This is a genomic window from Citrobacter sp. RHBSTW-01013, assembly GCF_013781985.1.
Lineage (GTDB): Bacteria > Pseudomonadota > Gammaproteobacteria > Enterobacterales > Enterobacteriaceae > Citrobacter > Citrobacter braakii.
The window spans coordinates 924,912-943,203 of sequence record NZ_CP056185.1 but is presented as its reverse complement, the minus strand read 5'-3'; the positions used below and the strand labels follow the sequence as shown (position 1 = coordinate 943,203).

The following is an 18,292-nucleotide window of genomic DNA, read 5'->3' as shown; positions in this document are numbered from 1 at the left end:
AACTTTTCTTCCTCCGTAATCATTACGACTTCCCTGATGTATTTTTTTGTAATGCGGTTATGCAGGTCGAGATCTGCCTTGTCACCGGATCCGTTGGCCCATTCACTTTCTCCAGTCGCTGCCAATACTGCAAAGCCTGGGTGTAGTCGCGTAAATGCATTGCATTTAATGCGGCATATTTCAAGGCATAGGCATTTTCGCTATCAAAAACGAGTAATTTTTTCGCATAATCCAGATGTTCATAAGACGCGATAGTGCTGCCGCCATCCTTCAGTGACTCATTAAATAATCTGATAATTTGCTTATATTCACGCATCAGGCGAGAAACATCAGGATCAATTCGTTTCAGGCTAATCAATACAGACAATGCTTCATCCAGACGCCCTTCAGTTTTCTTCTGGCGTACATATTTAAGGGCTCTGGTTGCAACATTGCGACACTCTTTCTCAAACAGCTCGTTCATCGAGGCATTCTGAAATGATGGAGAAATGCTCATGACGTTAGCAATCAAATCAATGAGGAACGGAATGTCGTTAATATGACGTATGCTGCGTAACATAATCGACTGCAGGCTGGTAATGTTCGAGTTACGAATCAGGGTCATGTGGGCCAACGTGCACGCATCCTTCCAGGCACCAAGATTCACCAGCGTTCTTGCACAATATACTGTGCTAACAGGATCGAACTCCAGAAGTGGCCACACAATTTTCGCCCCTACCAGGATATTTTCATAATCCTCACGCTCATACATTTCTCTTAATTTCTCGCGCCATGCCGTTTTAACTTCATTATTAAAGCGAGAAATACGTGCATGGGGATAAACCATAAATGCAGAGAAGGTGTAGACCAGCGAAGTACTCAGTGAGACAAAATCATCAACCGAATGTAGCGACAGCGCGGTATTGTTCCATGCCACAAAAACGTCGTGGAGTTTATCTTTATACGAGGTGCTAAGCGCCTGATGATAGCTCATATTCTTGATGCAGAAAGCTGCGTGGATGACGAGGCCGGTATCATGAATCGTCGACAATACCGTCAGCGCAAATTCTGACTCATGGCGGAGTAACTGCTCAAGCGCATGCTTGAAAATCAATTCATCACTGAATTTGATTGCCAAAGATAACGCTGTTTCCATAAACGCATCATTTAGGCGCTGCGATTGAATACCGGCATGGAAAGCTTCGGAGAATGCGTTGCCATCATTGAAATATTGCGTGCTGCTCAGGAAATTAACCCATCCGCTTTGGGTTTCAGGATTCAATAACAGTACACTTTTCCAGTATTGATATGACTTATCAAACAGCTGTAAAGCATCGGCTGAGCCAGCGGCAACGGTAAGGACTTCTTCATCTTCAATTTCATTGGAAAGCATCATCTCGGCCGTCGATAAGGCTTCCCGCCAACGCGCTAATCCATGCAGAGACCTCAGCCGACAACGTAATGTGCTGTCCGTCGTACCGATAATTTTCTCAACATCACTAATATCCTGATAAGCCTGTTCATAATAACCTAAACGGCTGAAGATTACGGACCGAAGTTGGATCAGAACGGGCTCTTGCTGCTGATTTCTTAATGCGGCAAAAAGTTGCTGTGATGCAGCAATAATGTCGCCATCGGCAAGCAGCTTAGTGATCGATAATGTAATCTCACGTATTTGGTCCTGTTTCTCTTGCCGCCTCTCATCAAGATGATGCTTAGTATTGTTGATCACTCCCTTAAAAATAGCCGCAACGATCGCATCACCAAACATGTCGGTATAATGAGTAAGATCGTCGCCATTTTTTTCCAGGGCTCGTTTCTGCCCCCACTTTTCCATCAAATTTGTCGGGTTAACGCAGGGAATATCCATCCTGGCGGCGATGGTCTCGACATTTTTAATCAACCGACTGCGGGACTGAATGACGGTTCCAGCACGAGTCACAGCATCAACATGGGTCATAAACATAACGCGATCGCGACCAAGAAGCTGAATGATTTCCATCATATCCTGTTCGATAGCATGCTCATCCATCTGCTCAACATTAATATTGCTTAATAAGGCACGATCGTCTTCCGACATTCCGGCAAAACAGGGATCGTCTTTGAGATAGGCCAGCAGTTTGTGTTGATTCCCTTGCGTGGCCAGCGACCAGTACACACGCGCTCGCTCTGTTTGGCTAAAGAACTCATAAAAATGACGAGTTATATAATTTTGTTGTAAGCACAACCCATAGGCCATAATCTTCTTCTGACTTGAAATCTCAACGATATAGAAATCAGAACGACTATGAACGTCGGTTTTTGAATAATTTACAGCAGTTCTAAAAATAAAAGGCCGGACCTTTTCAGGAATATCTATCAATCCCAAAATAAAACGGACCTGCTGTAATGCCTCGCTGCTCGTATGCGTAAATCCATATATTTTCTTAAAATTAGCCTTAAAATTAAAATAAGGCTGAGCTCTTTTTACCGGACTCGCGATACGGCAACTACCAATGGCGGTAAGCGTAAACATCTCTGACGATTTCATTAAATTCATCCACGTGAAAAGAAAGTGAGTAGTTATACTCAGGAATACAAAGCAGTCTGTTTATCGATATACCATTTTAGAGTCTGCTTAAGTCCTTCTTTGATATCAAACTCAGGCTCATATGAAAGAAATGTTTTTATTCTGGTAATATCTGCCTGACTATGCTTAACGTCACCGTCACGAAAATCTTTATAAATTGGTTCAGCACTAATTTGTTCGTCCCGCCATAAATTCAACCCATCGCGGATGAGATAATAAAGCTCATTTAGCGAAGTTCTGTCTCCAACAGCCACATTATAGACTTTATTTTTTGAGGCTAAATCATTAGTCGTTGCTGATAATAAATTTGCCTGAATCACATTTTCTATATAGCAAAAATCGCGGCTTGTTGAACCATCGCCATTGATATAAATTGGTTCATCTTTAAGAAGCGATAGTATCCAGCGAGGAATGACTGCAGAGTATGCTCCGTTAGGGTTTTGGCGGCGGCCAAATACATTAAAGTAGCGTAGGCCAATAGTGTTAAAATCATAGCTGCGAGCAAACACCTCGGCGTACAATTCATTGACGTATTTTGTAACCGCATACGGGCTTAATGGCCGGCCGATCCGTTCCTCAATTTTAGGTAAATCGGGATGGTCACCATAAGTACTACTGCTTGCGGCATAGGTGAAACCAGATACATGTGCATCTCTCGCCGCCGTCAACATATTTAAAAAACCATCAATGTTAGCGCTATTTGTCGTGATAGGATCCTGCAAGGAACGTGGTACGCTTCCCAGAGCGGCCTGATGTAAAACGTAATCGACATTCTCACAAACAGCCTGACAATCGGCAAACGACCGGATATCCCCATGAACAAAGGTAAACCGCGACCATTGTTCTTCACTGACAGCGGCACGCACATCCTCTAAATTATGTTGATAGCCAGTTGAAAAGTTATCCAACCCAATTACTGTTTGATTTAAATAGAGTAGTTCTTCTAATAATCCAGAGCCGATAAAACCTGCTACGCCAGTAATAAGCCAACGTTTTGGTTCAAGAACGAGTTGTATTTTTAATTCATCATAGGCTGTCATGATTATAATCTCACATCTGACTGCTCAGGCGAAAGGATATACTTCAAATCATAAAGCACATGTTTATCTTTTCCAAAGCCACGAATATCAGTACTCCCCATCTTCTTAAACTGCTCATGGCCAACGGCAACAATAATGGCATCATAAGAAGCCGCCTTGATTTCCGATACAGGTATAATCCCGTATTCCTCTTCGACTTCCTCAGCATCCACCCAAGGGTCAAAAATATCAACATTACAGCTGTAATTGCCCAACTCTTTTACAACATCGATAATGCGGGTATTCCTGATATCCGGGCAGTTTTCTTTAAAGGTGAACCCCAGAATCAGAACGTTAGAACCCTCAACATTAATCCCTTTTTTGATCATGGCTTTGATCAACTGTCCCGAAACATAGTTACCCATATTATCGTTCAGTCGACGACCCGCGAGGATAATTTCCGGATAGTAACCGATGCCCTGAGATTTATGAGTCAGATAATAGGGATCGACGCCAATGCAGTGACCACCAACCAGTCCAGGACGGAATGGCAGGAAGTTCCATTTACTTCCCGCTGCTCGCAGTACGGCTTCAGTGTCAATCTCTAATCGGTTAAAGATAATCGCCAATTCATTTACCAGCGCGATATTGAGATCGCGTTGGGTATTTTCAATCACCTTTGCCGCTTCCGCGATCTTAATGCTTTCCGTTTTGTACGTTCCTGCCGTGATGATCTGTCGATAGATCTCATCAACCAGACAGGCCGTTTCTGCAGTTGAACCTGAGGTAATTTTCTTGATAGTTGTCAGACGATATTTTTTATCGCCGGGATTGATGCGCTCTGGGCTATATCCGACAAAGAAGTCTTTGTTAAATGTCATCGCTGACATACGCTCAAGGATCGGCACACATTCTTCTTCAGTACACCCTGGATATACCGTAGATTCATACACCACGATATCCCCCGGCCTCAGTACTTTGCCAACAGTTTCACTTGCCATAATCAAAGGGGTGAGATCTGGTTGCTTATAATCGTTGATCGGCGTCGGGACGGTAATGATGTAAAAATTGCATTCTCTGATTTCATCAATTGATGAGGTAAACGTCAGATGGCGAGCATCACGTAGCTCTTCTTCTGTGGTTTCGAGATTGACATCGATCCCTTCTTTTAGCTCGAGTATACGTTTATGATTAACATCAAAACCAACCACCTGACGAATTTTCCCAAATTCAGCAGCCAATGGTAAGCCAACATACCCGAGTCCAATAATGGCAATTTTTACATCATCTTTGCTGATCATTACTGATAAGTCCCTTATTTAATAATTATTAACTTTACATAAATCCCAGATGTTTTCTGGAACGCTACCGCCCCTGACGTTCTTAGCCAGCGTATCTATTCTTATCGAAATCACGACAGTTTCTAGCCTAAGCAAGGCTAGAAATTTTATATTCCCTAATTTTAGTTAAATGGAGGTCGTATGCAGTATCCGTTCTAAAACAACAATTAAAGATCGGATCTTTAATTGTAATTCTTAATGAGAAAACGCATAGCATTTTATTCTGGCAATAGAAGATATCGAGGGTCTCGCACGCCGAATTTAAGGGCGATCTCTTTTCTCCAACGATACAATGTTGACGGCGAGTTCATAAATCTATCCTGAAGCTCCTCCATACCGCTTTCGGTTAAGAAGTACTTCATCTTCATGATATCTTTGTTGCTAATCTTAAAGTTACATTCCCTTCGCCCTGCCGTTATCTTGTCACCATTTCGTCGATATAGGCTTATTTTCTTAATCATCTCCGACACAGATGTTGAGGTATCGAAAACAGCAATAACATTTTTGATATTATCCAACCAAAAAAGAGCCAAAGGCATCAACCGTGAGCTGGAAATGATGATTATGATTTTATTGATATTTTTATTCCGTGAGAAAAAAACCAAGGTGCTACGTAAGCTATATTGATTAAGATTCACGAATAAATAATTTCTTTCGTTTGTAATCAGTGACATTTCATCAATAACACTAGCGGCACCACCCCCAAAGTAAATATCATTAGGTGGCCAGAAATGTTGATACTTCATGAAGCCTCCATAACCTCAAAAAACTCTATTTCATCCATGGAAAGGTAAGTGTCTACTTTTAAGCACACCGACCCTCTAAAAAATACCTAACAATCGAGTAATTGATTTTATTAATATTGCTAAATACATGAGATGAACTTTTACACAACAAGGATGTGATATCAACCCCTCGCCATTCATAGCTAAAAGCTATCAATCACTCATTCTTAGATTTGAATTACTAATGGATATCGGCATTTTAATACGATTATTGGTTGTATTATTAGCACTACCTGTGAAACCGCACTTTCATCTTTTATTCAAAATGAGAAAATTCTCAAAACACAAGGAAACATTTTCTTACAAATTACCAGCATACATACTGGGGTTAAAGGTAGCCTGACTGAATTGTCACCCATGTCTCTACCTTTAAATTCTTAGCTATACCGTGTGAGATTTTAATCAGTACAACTGAAGTCTATCTAACTATATTTGCTATATTTTTCAACAACAATGACATAATATACACAAGGCTAACGAGCCCCCCGGCATAGCAAGCATTCAAAATGGTACAAAGTACTAAACTGACTCGTATATTTTTGTGTATCTACATAATTTCGTGACCGGATAATGAGAACAAAACTAGTCACCTTAAGAAATTATCAGCAGTAATTAAACTCCTGAAGATATTTTTAACAAAATAGATGTCACCATGTTTATCCAGGTAAAATCATACCAAGTCTAAACCATTTAAAACCTGTTACTGCCGATTAGAGAAAATTGACCTGCAAAAAAACCACATTACTTATTTATGAAGAATGACCAATCTTATATCGTGTTAAATAAAGATAACTTTGGAATTATAATCTAACAATTAACTACGTGACCTGTATTAACGTTGATATATTTTCAGACAGACAATCAAACATACTTCTTAAATTTTCTTAAATAAATTCAATTGATTGATAGTTGATTTTTTGTACCACGGGGGGGAAATGCGATATTTAAGACACCAGTATCGCGAATTGAAAGGATTAACCAACATATACAAGGCTCTACTATCCGAGAGCGTCAAAGATTTCTCTTTGGCCCCTGTGGATAGTTAGTTTCATATGAGGTATCTCCTGCCAGGGGAGCCTATCGTCTCCCACAATCGCTTTAGCCTGCATAGTCGTGCATTGAGTCTGTCTGACCGTTAAACAAAGAAACACATTGAGATTACGAAGGATAATTGAATCAGGAGAGTCAGTGAGAAGTAAGTCGTGGAGCGGGCGAAGGGAATCGAACCCTCGTATAGAGCTTGGGAAGCTCTCGTTCTACCATTGAACTACGCCCGCATTGGAGTGCGTAAGGGATTATAAACCTTACGCTCTTCTTGGCAAGGGACTAACTGACTGACTGGCGATTAATTCACCGTCAGCATTTTGGCTTACTGCCCTTTGGTGGCAAATAACGCAGCGGATCGATAGCCGTCGCCCGATAGCGGATCTGGAAATGCAGCCGCACCGTGGTCGCATCCGAGCTGCCCATCGTCGCGATCTTCTGCCCGGCTTTCACGTTTTGACCGTTGTTCACCAACATGGTGTCATTATGCGCATACGCAGTGATGTAGTCCTCACTGTGCTTAATCATAATGAGATTACCGTAACCCCGCAGCTGATTACCGACATAAACCACCTTTCCGGCTCCGGCGGCATAAATCGGCGTACCGCGCGCAGCTGAGATATCAATGCCTTTATTGCCGCCGTCCGCGGTTGAATAAGGCAGAATCACTTTACCGCTGGCAGGCCACTGCCAGCAACGCTGTCCGACCGGTGGCCAGGAGGACTGCGGTACGGACGAAGATGGTCTGACCGCCGCCGTTTTGGTTGAGGATTTCGCAGTTGTTTTGCCAGAGCCTGAACTGGTTTTCGCGCCGCCGCTGACCTTCAGCTTTTGCCCCACTTCAATGGTATAGGGCGGTGAAATATTATTCAGGCGTGCAAGCTCTTTTACGCTGGTCCCGGTGGCGCGCGAAATACGGTATAGCGTATCTCCCCGCTTCACGGTATACACGGAGCCGGAATAACTTCCTGTATCAGACGACTTGCTCCCGGAACAGCCTGCTAACAGCAGACCGACACACAGCAGTATCGCGATACTCAGGCCATTTTTCTTCAGGCGTCCTGCACTCAAAACAATACCTCGCAACATTTTCAGACGCTTTATCATAGCAGCCAGAAACCGGATGCCAAATCATATCGCGCAACGAAGCGTCGACTCTGGCATTTCACACCCTCTGTTAATCATTCTGACTTAATACAGCATATAATGTGAATGCTTAAGATTGATGGTGGACGCTATGCGACAGGAACATGTCATTTTATTGAATGAGCAGGGCCAGCCCTGTGGAACACTGGAAAAGTATGCGGCGCATACCGCCACAACCCCCCAGCACTCTGCTTTCTCATGCTGGATATTTAACGAGCAGGGTCAACTGCTGGTCACCCGCCGTTCGCTGCACAAAAAAGCCTGGCCAGGCGTCTGGACCAACTCTGTCTGCGGTCACCCGCAGTTGGGTGAAACCACCGAAGCCGCTATTATCCGCCGGGCTAGCTTCGAGCTGGGTGCAGACATCGACTCGCTCAGCCCCGTGTATGCTGATTTTCGTTATTGCGCCACGGATCCGAGTGGAATAGTGGAAAACGAAGTATGCCCGGTTTATGCCGCAAATATCGTCAGTGAGCTACAGCTAAACCCAGATGAAGTGATGGATTCCCAGTGGAGCAATCTTGAGGATGTTTTAAGCGGGATTGACGCGACGCCGTGGGCTTTTAGCCCGTGGATGGTAATGCAGGTTTCAGATGTTAAGGCGCGAGAGTTACTGCGCAAGTTTGCCAACGGGAATTGATTGCCTGACGGGGCTACGCCCATCAAGCCTACATAACGCATCGTAGGCCTGATAAGGCATCAGCCGCCATCCGGCATTTCACATCTTACTTAACCGGGCGCATTGCCGGGAACAGGATTACGTCGCGGATAGTATGGCTGTTTGTGAACAGCATAACCATACGGTCGATACCAATGCCCAGGCCCGCAGTCGGCGGCAGACCGTGTTCCAGAGCGGTAACATAGTCTTCGTCGTAGAACATCGCTTCGTCGTCACCTGCATCTTTGGCGTTAACCTGATCCTGGAAACGCTGCGCCTGATCTTCTGCATCGTTCAGCTCGCTGAAGCCGTTACCGATTTCACGTCCGCCAATGAAGAATTCGAAGCGATCGGTGATTTCCGGATTTTCATCATTACGACGCGCCAGCGGAGAAACTTCTGCCGGGTACTCGGTAATGAAGGTCGGTTGAATCAGGTGCGCTTCTGCAACTTCTTCAAAGATTTCGGTCACGATACGACCCAGACCCCAGCTCTTCTCAACTTTGATGCCGATAGATTCCGCAATCGCTTTTGCAGAATCGAAGTTATCCAGATCGGCCATGTTGGTTTCCGGACGGTATTTCTGAATCGCTTCGCGCATCGTCAGTTTTTCGAACGGCTTACCAAAGTCAAAGACTTCTTCGCCGTAAGGCACTTCAGTCGTTCCCAGAACATTCTGCGCCAGCGTACGGAACAGCGATTCGGTCAGTTCGATCAGATCTTTGTAGTCCGCATAAGCCATGTAGAGTTCCATCATGGTGAACTCTGGATTATGGCGAACAGAGATGCCTTCGTTACGGAAGTTACGGTTAATTTCGAATACGCGTTCGAAACCGCCAACCACCAGGCGCTTGAGGTACAGTTCCGGTGCGATACGCAGGTACATGTCCAGATCCAGCGCGTTATGATGGGTGATAAACGGACGCGCTGCCGCCCCGCCAGGGATCACCTGCATCATCGGGGTTTCTACTTCCATAAAGCCACGACCAACCATGAACTGACGGATACCAGCCATAATCTGTGAACGCACTTTAAAGGTATTGCGGGATTCATCGTTAGAGATGAGGTCCAGGTAGCGTTGACGATAGCGCGCTTCCTGATCCTGCAGACCGTGGAATTTATCCGGCAATGGGCGCAACGCTTTCGTCAGCAGACGCAGCTCGGTGCAGTGGATAGACAGCTCACCGGTCTTGGTCTTGAACAACTTACCTTTCGCGCCGAGGATATCGCCCAGATCCCATTTTTTGAACTGCTCGTTGTAGACGCCTTCCGGCAGATCGTCGCGAGCAACGTACAGCTGAATGCGGCCGCCAACATCCTGCAGCGTAACGAATGATGCTTTACCCATAATACGGCGGGTCATCATACGGCCAGCAACGGAAACCTCAATGTTCAGCGCTTCCAGCTCTTCGTTTTCTTTTGCATCGAAGTCAGCATGCAGTTGGTCTGAGGTATGATCGCGACGGAAATCGTTCGGGAAGGGGATCCCCTGCTCGCGCAGGCTCGCCAGCTTCTCACGGCGCGTTTTCAGTTCATTGTTAAGGTCGGCTACCGCGTCAGCGCCCTGTACGTGTTGTTCAGACATGTTGGTTCCTCATAACCCTGCTTTCAAACTTGCTTCGATAAATTGATCCAGGCTGCCATCCAGCACCGCCTGCGTGTTGCGGGTTTCAACCCCGGTACGCAGATCTTTGATGCGGGAGTCATCAAGGACATAAGAACGAATCTGGCTACCCCAGCCGATATCTGATTTAGTATCTTCCATCGCCTGTTTCTCGGCATTCTTCTTCTGCATTTCCAGTTCATAAAGCTTCGCTTTCATCTGCTTCATGGCCTGGTCTTTGTTCTTGTGCTGGGAACGGTCGTTCTGACACTGCGTCACAATCCCGGTCGGGATGTGGGTGATACGCACCGCAGATTCGGTACGGTTAACGTGCTGACCGCCCGCACCAGAAGCGCGGTAAACGTCAATACGCAGGTCCGCCGGGTTGATATCGATATCAATATCATCGTCAACTTCCGGGTAGACAAACGCTGAACTGAACGACGTATGGCGACGACCGCCGGAGTCGAACGGGCTTTTACGCACCAGGCGATGTACACCGGTTTCGGTACGCAACCAACCGTAAGCATATTCGCCAGCAATTCTGATGGTCACGGATTTAATACCCGCCACTTCACCTTCAGATTCTTCAATAATTTCAGTCTTAAAGCCGCGCGCTTCAGCCCAACGCAGGTACATACGCATCAGCATGCTTGCCCAGTCCTGTGCTTCCGTACCGCCTGAGCCAGCCTGAATATCGAGATAGCAATCTGCGCTATCATATTCACCGGAGAACATACGACGGAATTCCAGCTGGGCCAGCTTATCTTCCAGCGTATCAAGTTCTGCTACGGCTTCGTTAAAGGTTTCTTCGTCGTCGGCTTCTACAGCCAGTTCCAGCAGGCCGGAGACATCTTCCAGGCCCTGGCTCATCTGATCAAGCGTATCAACGATGGCCTCAAGGGAGGAACGCTCTTTACCCAGCGCCTGCGCGCGTTCGGGTTCGTTCCATACGTCCGGCTGTTCCAGCTCGGCGTTTACTTCTTCCAGACGCTCTTTCTTGGCATCATAGTCAAAGATACCCCCTAAGAACGTTAGAGCGCTCCGTGAGGTCCTGAATGCGGTTATTTACCGGATTAATTTCAAACATTGTCTGATTTCTTTTATTGGACTAGTCAAAATGCGGTTATAAGAGCGGGATTGTAACTAATCCACACCCTTTTTTATAGCGAATATACACATCATCCTTCAAGCTGCCTCTTTGTTGGCTGCGCGATTTCGCCCCAGTCACGTACTGCTCGTACGCTTATGGAGACTCATCCACTTGCCGCCTCGATGCAGCTTGAATGATTTTGTGTAAAGTGACGCTAAAGTGGCCAGATATTATCGATTATAATCTGCAGGCTGCGGTTGCCGCGAAACTCATTAATATCCAGTTTGTAGGCAAGCTGAACTTCGCGAACACCGTTATCCGGCCAGCAGGTGGTATCAACGTTAAACGCAATACCGTCCAGCAACGGTCCACCACCGACGGGCTCCACCATCACCTTCAGATGACGCTCACCGACCAGACGCTGCTGGAGCAGACGGAAATGCCCGTCAAACAGTGGTTCCGGGAACATTTGTCCCCACGGTCCGGCATCACGCAGCATTTGCGCGACCTCCATGGTCATCTCCGCCGCGCTCAGAGCACCGTCTGACACCACTTCGCCCTGCAGTAAGGCGGGGTCCAGCCACTCGGTTACCAGTTCGCCGAAACGCTGCTGGAAACGCTCAAACTGCGCCTCTTCCAGCGACAAACCCGCCGCCATAGCGTGACCGCCAAACTTGAGGATCATACCTGGATGAAGAGTGTCCAGGCGCTCCAGCGCATCGCGCATGTGCAGCCCCTGAATCGAGCGCCCGGAGCCTTTCAGCGTACCGTCACCGGCCGGGGCAAACGCAATTACCGGACGGTGAAAGCGCTCTTTAATACGCGATGCCAGAATCCCCACCACTCCTTGATGCCACTCGGGATGATACATCGCCAGACCGCCCGGTAGCGTATCGCTACTGCGCTCCAGCTTTTCACACAGAGTCAGCGCTTCCGCCTGCATACCCTGCTCGATCTCTTTGCGCGTCTGGTTGAGTGCGTCCAGCTCATTGGCCAGCACACGTGCTTCACCAATGTTGTCGCACAGCAACAGCGCCACACCAACGGACATATCGTCCAGACGCCCCGCTGCATTCAGCCGTGGCCCGAGGGCAAAACCTAAATCACTGGCAGCCAATTTGAGTGGGTCGCGATTGGAAATCTCCAGCAGCGCTTTTATACCAGGGCGGCACTTTCCGGCACGAATACGGCTTAAGCCTTGCCACGTCAGAATGCGGTTATTGGCATCCAGCGGGACCACGTCGGCCACCGTGCCAAGCGCAACCAGATCGAGCAAATCTGCCAGGTTCGGCGGCGCAATTCCTCGTTCATCAAACCAGCCTTTGTCACGCAGGAAGGTGCGCAGCGCCAGCATCAGATAGAAGGCCACGCCAACGCCAGCCAGCGATTTAGACGGGAATTCACAATCGTGCAGGTTAGGATTGATGATCGCTTCAGCGCCCGGCAGCGTGTCCCCTGGCAGATGGTGATCGGTCACAACGACCGGGATCCCCAGCGTTCTGGCATGTTCAACACCCGCGTGGGACGAGATGCCGTTGTCGACGGTGACAATCAGTTGAGCGCCACGGGCATGGGCCTGATCAACGACTTCCGGGCTTAAGCCATAACCGTCTTCAAAACGATTAGGCACCAGGTAGTCCACGTTACTGCAGCCCAACGCGCGCATCGCCAGAATGCTGAGCGCGGTGCTGGTCGCGCCATCGGCGTCAAAATCGCCGACCACGATGATTCGGGTTCCTTCGCGAAAAGCGTTATAGAGGATTTCAACCGCTTTTTCGACACCGTTCAAATGCTGCCATGGCAGCATGCCTTTCACACTACGCTCAAGCTCCTGCGCGCTGCGCACACCGCGGCTGGCGTATAAACGGCGCAGCAATGGCGGCAAGTCGGCAGGTAGCTCGGCGGTCTCGTCGGCTTCACGCCGACGAAGTTGTATCTGTTGTTTCACGCGAATTATTTACCGCTGGTTTGTTTTGCATGTGCGTCGAGGAATTCTTTCATCTCTTTCGGGCCCTGATAGCCAGGCACTACATAGCCATTGCTCAGCACAATCGCCGGCGTACCGCTGACGCCAAACTGTACGCCCAGCGCGTAGTGGTTAGCGATGTCCACATTACAGGTCGCAGGCTTCACATCTTTGCCAGCCATGGCGTCGTCAAAGGCTTTGTTTTTGTCCTTCGCACACCAGATAGATTTCATATCCTGCTCGGCCTGGCTTTCCAGTCCCTGACGAGGGAAGGCCAGATAGCGTACGGTAATCCCTAACGCATTGTAGTCTTTCATCTCTTCATGCAGCTTGTGGCAGTAGCCACAGGTGATGTCGGTGAAAACGGTAATGACGTGTTTTTCCTGCGGCGCTTTGTAGACGATCATCTCGTTTTCCAGCGCGTTCAAATGCTTCATCAGCAGTTTGTTGGTGACGTTTACCGGGCTTGCACCGCTCACGTCATACATCGGTCCCTGAATAATATGTTTACCGTCTTCGGTAACGTACAACACGCCGCTATTGGTCAGTACAGTTTTCATGCCCGCAACCGGAGCAGACTGAATCTCGGTACTCTGAACACCCAGCTTCGCTAATGACTGGCGAATCGCCGCATCGTCTGCATGTACCATGCCGGAAAACGCCGTCGCCAGCAGGGTGAACATCATAAAACGTTTTTTCATAACCTATCCTTTCCTGTCAGCACTCACGCTCGCGGGTGATGCTGTTGATGTAGTTGCCGCAAGCGCTCCGTTGCGACATGAGTATAAATCTGCGTTGTCGAGAGGTCGCTATGCCCCAGTAGCATCTGCACCACGCGCAGATCAGCGCCATGGTTGAGCAGATGCGTGGCAAACGCGTGCCGCAGGACGTGCGGGGACAGCTTTTCGCTGTCGATTCCAGCCAACACAGCATAGTGTTTGATACGATGCCAGAAGGTTTGACGAGTCATCTGTTGCGCCCGCTGGCTGGGAAACAGCACATCTATTGATACACCGTTGAGCAACCACGGACGCCCATGCTCCAGGTACGTTTCCAGCCAGTACACCGCCTCCTCACCTAACGGGACAAGGCGCTCTTTATTACCTTTACCGATCACCCGAACCACGCCCTGACGCAGGCTGACGTCACTCATCGTCAGCCCCACCAGTTCAGACACGCGCAGGCCTGTGGCATACAATACTTCCAGCATGGCTTTGTCGCGAAGTTCCAGCGGTTGTTCTATCAGCGGTGCCTGCAGAAGTCGTTCGACCTGTGCTTCGCTGAGATCTTTGGGCAGACGCTGCGGAAGTTTAGGTGATGCAAGCGAGGCGCTGGGGTCATCTTCGCGATATTTTTCACGGTACAGATGCTGAAAAAAACGCCGCATTGCACTGAGCAAGCGTGCGGAACTGGTGGCTTTATATCCCCCATCCATCCGCTCAGCCAGCAATGCTTGCAGGTCATCACTCTGCGCGGTCGCAAGCGAGGCGCCGCGGTGATGTAGCCATTCAACAAGCATGGTCAGATCGCGACGATACGCACTTAACGTGTTTTCCGCCAGATTTCGTTCCAGCCACAGGGCATCAAGAAACTGCTCGATGCGCGCCAGATCCTGTTCCACTCGCGCCCCTTATTTCACTCTCATTTTTGATGCATTATGCCTCATTGTGCCGAGAATGCGGCGATTCTGTTACACTACCCGCAACGCTACAGCAGAATTGAGATGTTTACGTCATGAACATGGGTCTTTTTTACGGTTCCAGCACCTGCTATACGGAAATGGCAGCAGAAAAAATCCGCGATATCCTGGGTCCCGAACTGGTGACACTGCACAACCTCAAAGATGATTCCCCGACCTTAATGGAGCAGTATGACGTGCTCATTTTAGGCATCCCGACCTGGGATTTCGGTGAAATCCAAGAGGACTGGGAAGCGGTCTGGGAGCAACTGGACGACCTCAACCTGGAAGGCAAAATTGTTGCGCTTTACGGTATGGGCGATCAGTTGGGATACGGTGAATGGTTCCTGGATGCGCTGGGTATGCTGCACGATAAACTGGTCACCAAAGGCGTAAAATTTGTTGGTTACTGGCCAACCGAAGGGTATGAATTTACCAGCGATAAGCCCGTCATTGCTGATGGACAGCTGTTTGTTGGCCTGGCGCTGGATGAAACAAACCAGTACGATCTCAGCGATGAACGCATTCAGGCCTGGTGCGAGCAAATCCTTAGTGAAATGGCCGAACACTGGTCCTGATAACCATTTTGCCGGATGTAGGCGTAAACGCCATATCCGGCCTACATGCCGATGCCGCACCGAACCGTAGACCTTAACGCTGCACGCCATCAGGCATTCATCAGCATTATCCCTGCTTCGCCTGTTGCAGTATTAACCGCCGCAAATCCCGCCACTCCGCGTCATCCATACTGTCTGCCGCCAGCCACAAATGCTGACGTTTTCCGGCATCGGAACGTAAACGCAGCATCATGCCTGTTTTGACCATCCAGGGTGCGCTAGCAATAGTCCACTCTTGCCCTTGCCAGCGCAGACGACCGTCCATCAACAGCCGAATCTCGCCCTGACAGGCATTGATTCGGCGCTGGCTACGGACGCTATCGAACACCACCAGAGAGAGCAGAACCAGCCATAATGGGGTGTAGCTCAATGGCCAGGGCATCAATAAAATAAATACCGCGACCAGCCCATGAATGAGCAACGAAAGCCATTGCGCGCGCCATGAAACGCGTAAATCAGATTGCCACTGGACCACGTTCCCGATTCCGTGTCTGGATAAGTCGCACCATCTGCTCTAGCTGAGCATCAGCCGGTTTCCCATGATTCATCAACCAGTTAAATAAGTCTGGATCATCACATTCTAGCAGACGGATAAAGATACGTTTTTCTTCATCACTTAAGCTGTCATATTCATGTTCGAAAAACGGCATGATCGAGATGTCCAGCTCACGCATACCGCGACGGCATGCCCAATGAATACGTGCTTTGTTGTTAATATCCATGTTCTTCTTCCTGTCTCGCGAAAACGAAGTATCCCGCTATTGTAACGTGTTTTTCCCTCATATTTACGGGAATATCAGCAAACGGAAGCGTGCTCGCTAAATAAAACCACATTAAGTCAAAGGATTCAGCATTTTTGGATGTCTCCTCGCAAAGCTTAATATATGGCACAAATAGCCTGTTTAAACCGCTTGCAATGGGCCATAGCTCTTTTACCATTAGTCATTATCACTGCGTTAAGCAAATCAGGACATTAATTATGGCTTTTATATCTTTTCCTCCTCGCCAGCCTTTCGCGTCAACGCGCTTGCCTCTGACGCTAATGACGCTCGATGAATGGGCGCTCGCCACCATCACCGGTGTCGACAGTGAGAAGTATATTCAGGGTCAGGTCACAGCGGATGTCAGCCAGATGACCGAGCATCAGCACGTGTTGGCAGCACATTGTGACGCCAAAGGTAAAATGTGGAGCCCCCTGCGTCTGTTCCGCCAGGGTGACGGTTTTGCATGGCTTGAGCGCCGTAATCTGCGCGATGCGCAGCTCACCGAACTGAAAAAATATGCGGTCTTCTCGAAAGTGGCGATTGCCCCGGACGACGAGCGCGTACTGCTGGGCGTCGCGGGATTCCAGGCGCGCGCAGCGCTGGCCAATCTCTTTAGCGAATTACCAAACAGCGATAAGCAGGTCATTACTGAAGGTTCTTCCACCATATTGTGGTTCGAACATCCCGCTGAGCGTTTCCTGCTGATCGTTGATATTGCAACGGCGGAAACCCTGGTAGAGAAGCTGCGCGGTGAAGCGGAGTTAAATAACAGCCAACAGTGGCTGGCGCTGGATATCGAAGCAGGTATTCCGGTGATTGATACTGCCAACAGCGCGCAGTTTATTCCGCAAGCCACCAATCTGCAGGCTCTGGGCGGAATCAGCTTTAAAAAAGGCTGCTATACCGGTCAGGAAATGGTTGCTCGCGCAAAATTTCGCGGAGCCAACAAACGTGCCATGTGGACGCTGGCAGGTGCGGCCAGTCGGGTACCGGAAGCAGGTGAAGACCTGGAGCTGAAAATGGGTGAGAACTGGCGTCGTACCGGCACCGTACTCGCCGCAGTGCAACTGGCGGATGGACAGGTACTGGTGCAGGTTGTGATGAATAACGACATGGAAGCCGACAGCGTGTTCCGCGTTCGTGACGACGCGAAAACGCTGCATATCGTACCGCTGCCTTATTCGCTGGAAGAGTAAATCGCCGGGTGGTGACTTTATCTTACCGGGTCACGAGTTTTAAAGACCCGGTAAGCACAGCACCGCTGGGTAATAATAATTACGCCTGCCCCACGTACAGGTAGATCGCCAGGAAATGGCAAACGCTGCCACCCAGCACAAAGCCGTGCCAGATCGCGTGGTTGTATGGAATGCGCTTACAGACGTAGAAAATAACGCCCAGCGAATACACCACACCACCAACTGCCAGCAACGTCACACCACCCACCGCCAGCTTAACCGCCAGTTGATACACCACAATCAGCGATAGCCAGCCCATCGCCAGGTAGGTTACCAGCGACAGAACCTTAAACCGGTGCGCAATGGTCAATTTGAATAAAATACCGAGCAGCGCCAGGCTCCAGATAACAATCATCAGTCCACGTGCCAGCGGCGAATCCAGCCCCACCAGCAGAAATGGCGTGTAGGTCCCGGCAATCAGCAGATAAATCGCGCAGTGGTCGAACTTTTTCAGCAAGACTTTCGCTCTTTGATGGGGGATCGCGTGATATAAAGTTGAGGCGAGGAACAGCAGGATCATGCTGCCGCCATACAGGCTATAGCTGGTTATCGCCATGGCGCTGGCGTTGGTATCCACTGCCTGAACCAGCAACAATACCAGTCCGACAATCCCAAACACCAGCCCGATACCGTGACTGATGCTATTGGCTATTTCCTCTGCCAGCGAATATCCCTGCGCAATTAATGGCTTCTGAACCATATTTTACTCCCGAGAAACGAACACTATCGTGATTGCTCCTCTAGCGTAACTGAGAATGGTTCCAGTGAACACCTGTTAGCTAAAATATTTGCCAAC

General features: G+C 48.5%; 16 protein-coding genes and 1 tRNA gene. 3 read left to right on the top strand and 14 right to left on the bottom strand.

All coding sequences use genetic code 11. The features are described 5' to 3' along the window. Positions 1 to 22 precede the first annotated feature (22 nt). The 6 genes from tviD to actS form a co-directional block, all read right to left on the bottom strand. Positions 23 to 2,518, bottom strand: a complete 2,496-nt coding sequence (gene tviD, locus HV350_RS04635) for a Vi polysaccharide biosynthesis protein TviD (RefSeq protein ID WP_152607523.1) — start codon at positions 2,516 to 2,518, stop codon at positions 23 to 25. A gap of 29 nt (positions 2,519 to 2,547) precedes the next feature. After that, positions 2,548 to 3,588 (bottom strand): Vi polysaccharide biosynthesis UDP-N-acetylglucosaminuronic acid C-4 epimerase TviC, encoded by a 1,041-nt coding sequence (gene tviC / locus HV350_RS04630; RefSeq protein ID WP_141875615.1) that lies wholly within the window; start codon positions 3,586 to 3,588, stop codon positions 2,548 to 2,550. A 2-nt stretch (positions 3,589 to 3,590) separates the two neighbouring features. After that, positions 3,591 to 4,868, bottom strand: coding sequence for a Vi polysaccharide biosynthesis UDP-N-acetylglucosamine C-6 dehydrogenase TviB (tviB, locus tag HV350_RS04625; RefSeq protein ID WP_016157409.1), 1,278 nt, complete (start codon positions 4,866 to 4,868; stop codon positions 3,591 to 3,593). Between the two features lie 257 nt (positions 4,869 to 5,125). Further along, positions 5,126 to 5,653: a Vi polysaccharide biosynthesis protein TviA gene (locus tag HV350_RS04620; RefSeq protein WP_047499323.1), complete on the bottom strand. Its 528-nt coding sequence runs from the start codon at positions 5,651 to 5,653 to the stop codon at positions 5,126 to 5,128. 1,242 nt (positions 5,654 to 6,895) lie between these two features. Continuing rightward, a tRNA-Gly gene (locus tag HV350_RS04615) sits at positions 6,896 to 6,969 on the bottom strand. 79 nt (positions 6,970 to 7,048) lie between these two features. After that, entirely contained in the window at positions 7,049 to 7,807 is a 759-nt protein-coding gene (actS, locus tag HV350_RS04610) for an amidase activator ActS (protein WP_181629893.1), read from the bottom strand. 166 nt (positions 7,808 to 7,973) lie between these two features. On the opposite strand from actS, the gene idi reads away from it, so the two are divergent. After that, the gene (idi, locus tag HV350_RS04605) at positions 7,974 to 8,522 is read left to right on the top strand and encodes an isopentenyl-diphosphate Delta-isomerase (protein WP_181629891.1); all 549 of its coding nucleotides are present in this window, start codon (positions 7,974 to 7,976) and stop codon (positions 8,520 to 8,522) included. Between the two features lie 85 nt (positions 8,523 to 8,607). Here the strand turns inward: idi and lysS are convergent, their stop codons facing one another. From lysS to xerD, 5 genes are all read right to left on the bottom strand, one after another. Then, complete coding sequence (gene lysS, locus HV350_RS04600; protein WP_005123357.1) at positions 8,608 to 10,125, bottom strand: lysine--tRNA ligase; 1,518 nt, start codon at positions 10,123 to 10,125, stop codon at positions 8,608 to 8,610. Between the two features lie 9 nt (positions 10,126 to 10,134). Then, positions 10,135 to 11,233, bottom strand: a protein-coding gene (gene prfB, locus HV350_RS04595; protein WP_100250065.1) for a peptide chain release factor 2 whose coding sequence is annotated in 2 segments (ribosomal slippage) — positions 10,135 to 11,157 and positions 11,159 to 11,233 — 1,098 coding nt in all. Because the reading frame shifts where the segments join, the coding sequence is not laid out codon by codon here. Between the two features lie 217 nt (positions 11,234 to 11,450). Further along, positions 11,451 to 13,184, bottom strand: coding sequence for a single-stranded-DNA-specific exonuclease RecJ (gene recJ / locus HV350_RS04590; protein ID WP_016157413.1), 1,734 nt, complete (start codon positions 13,182 to 13,184; stop codon positions 11,451 to 11,453). A gap of 5 nt (positions 13,185 to 13,189) precedes the next feature. Then, the gene (dsbC, locus tag HV350_RS04585; RefSeq protein WP_181629889.1) at positions 13,190 to 13,903 is read right to left on the bottom strand and encodes a bifunctional protein-disulfide isomerase/oxidoreductase DsbC; all 714 of its coding nucleotides are present in this window, start codon (positions 13,901 to 13,903) and stop codon (positions 13,190 to 13,192) included. A gap of 23 nt (positions 13,904 to 13,926) precedes the next feature. Next, entirely contained in the window at positions 13,927 to 14,823 is an 897-nt protein-coding gene (xerD, locus tag HV350_RS04580) for a site-specific tyrosine recombinase XerD (protein WP_016154346.1), read from the bottom strand. A gap of 113 nt (positions 14,824 to 14,936) precedes the next feature. Between xerD and fldB the strand changes: the two genes are divergently transcribed. Next, the gene (gene fldB / locus HV350_RS04575; RefSeq protein ID WP_181629887.1) at positions 14,937 to 15,458 is read left to right on the top strand and encodes a flavodoxin FldB; all 522 of its coding nucleotides are present in this window, start codon (positions 14,937 to 14,939) and stop codon (positions 15,456 to 15,458) included. Positions 15,459 to 15,564: 106 nt separating this feature from the next. On the opposite strand, the gene HV350_RS04570 is transcribed toward fldB, so the two are convergent. After that, positions 15,565 to 15,972, bottom strand: a complete 408-nt coding sequence (locus HV350_RS04570) for a protein YgfX (protein WP_016154348.1) — start codon at positions 15,970 to 15,972, stop codon at positions 15,565 to 15,567. Beyond that, entirely contained in the window at positions 15,953 to 16,219 is a 267-nt protein-coding gene (sdhE, locus tag HV350_RS04565; RefSeq protein WP_016154349.1) for an FAD assembly factor SdhE, read from the bottom strand. The genes HV350_RS04570 and sdhE overlap by 20 nt, the downstream gene beginning before the upstream one ends. A gap of 257 nt (positions 16,220 to 16,476) precedes the next feature. Between sdhE and ygfZ the strand changes: the two genes are divergently transcribed. Next, positions 16,477 to 17,457, top strand: coding sequence for a tRNA-modifying protein YgfZ (ygfZ, locus tag HV350_RS04560; protein WP_103928567.1), 981 nt, complete (start codon positions 16,477 to 16,479; stop codon positions 17,455 to 17,457). Between the two features lie 79 nt (positions 17,458 to 17,536). On the opposite strand, the gene HV350_RS04555 is transcribed toward ygfZ, so the two are convergent. Further along, on the bottom strand, positions 17,537 to 18,196 hold the full coding sequence (locus tag HV350_RS04555) for a hemolysin III family protein (protein WP_181629885.1): 660 nt from the start codon (positions 18,194 to 18,196) through the stop codon (positions 17,537 to 17,539). Positions 18,197 to 18,292 lie beyond the last annotated feature (96 nt).

What these genes read in the sequence shown, in the direction of transcription:
- ygfZ (WP_103928567.1), top strand. Translation starts at nt 16,477, where the DNA reads ATGGCTTTTATATCTTTTCCTCCTCGCCAGCCTTTCGCGTCAACGCGC.
- sdhE (WP_016154349.1), bottom strand. Translation starts at nt 16,219, where the DNA reads ATGGATATTAACAACAAAGCACGTATTCATTGGGCATGCCGTCGCGGT.
- fldB (WP_181629887.1), top strand. Translation starts at nt 14,937, where the DNA reads ATGAACATGGGTCTTTTTTACGGTTCCAGCACCTGCTATACGGAAATG.
- HV350_RS04555 (WP_181629885.1), bottom strand. Translation starts at nt 18,196, where the DNA reads ATGGTTCAGAAGCCATTAATTGCGCAGGGATATTCGCTGGCAGAGGAA.
- idi (WP_181629891.1), top strand. Translation starts at nt 7,974, where the DNA reads ATGCGACAGGAACATGTCATTTTATTGAATGAGCAGGGCCAGCCCTGT.
- tviD (WP_152607523.1), bottom strand. Translation starts at nt 2,518, where the DNA reads ATGAATTTAATGAAATCGTCAGAGATGTTTACGCTTACCGCCATTGGT.
- tviC (WP_141875615.1), bottom strand. Translation starts at nt 3,588, where the DNA reads ATGACAGCCTATGATGAATTAAAAATACAACTCGTTCTTGAACCAAAA.
- lysS (WP_005123357.1), bottom strand. Translation starts at nt 10,125, where the DNA reads ATGTCTGAACAACACGTACAGGGCGCTGACGCGGTAGCCGACCTTAAC.
- HV350_RS04620 (WP_047499323.1), bottom strand. Translation starts at nt 5,653, where the DNA reads ATGAAGTATCAACATTTCTGGCCACCTAATGATATTTACTTTGGGGGT.
- tviB (WP_016157409.1), bottom strand. Translation starts at nt 4,868, where the DNA reads ATGATCAGCAAAGATGATGTAAAAATTGCCATTATTGGACTCGGGTAT.
- dsbC (WP_181629889.1), bottom strand. Translation starts at nt 13,903, where the DNA reads ATGAAAAAACGTTTTATGATGTTCACCCTGCTGGCGACGGCGTTTTCC.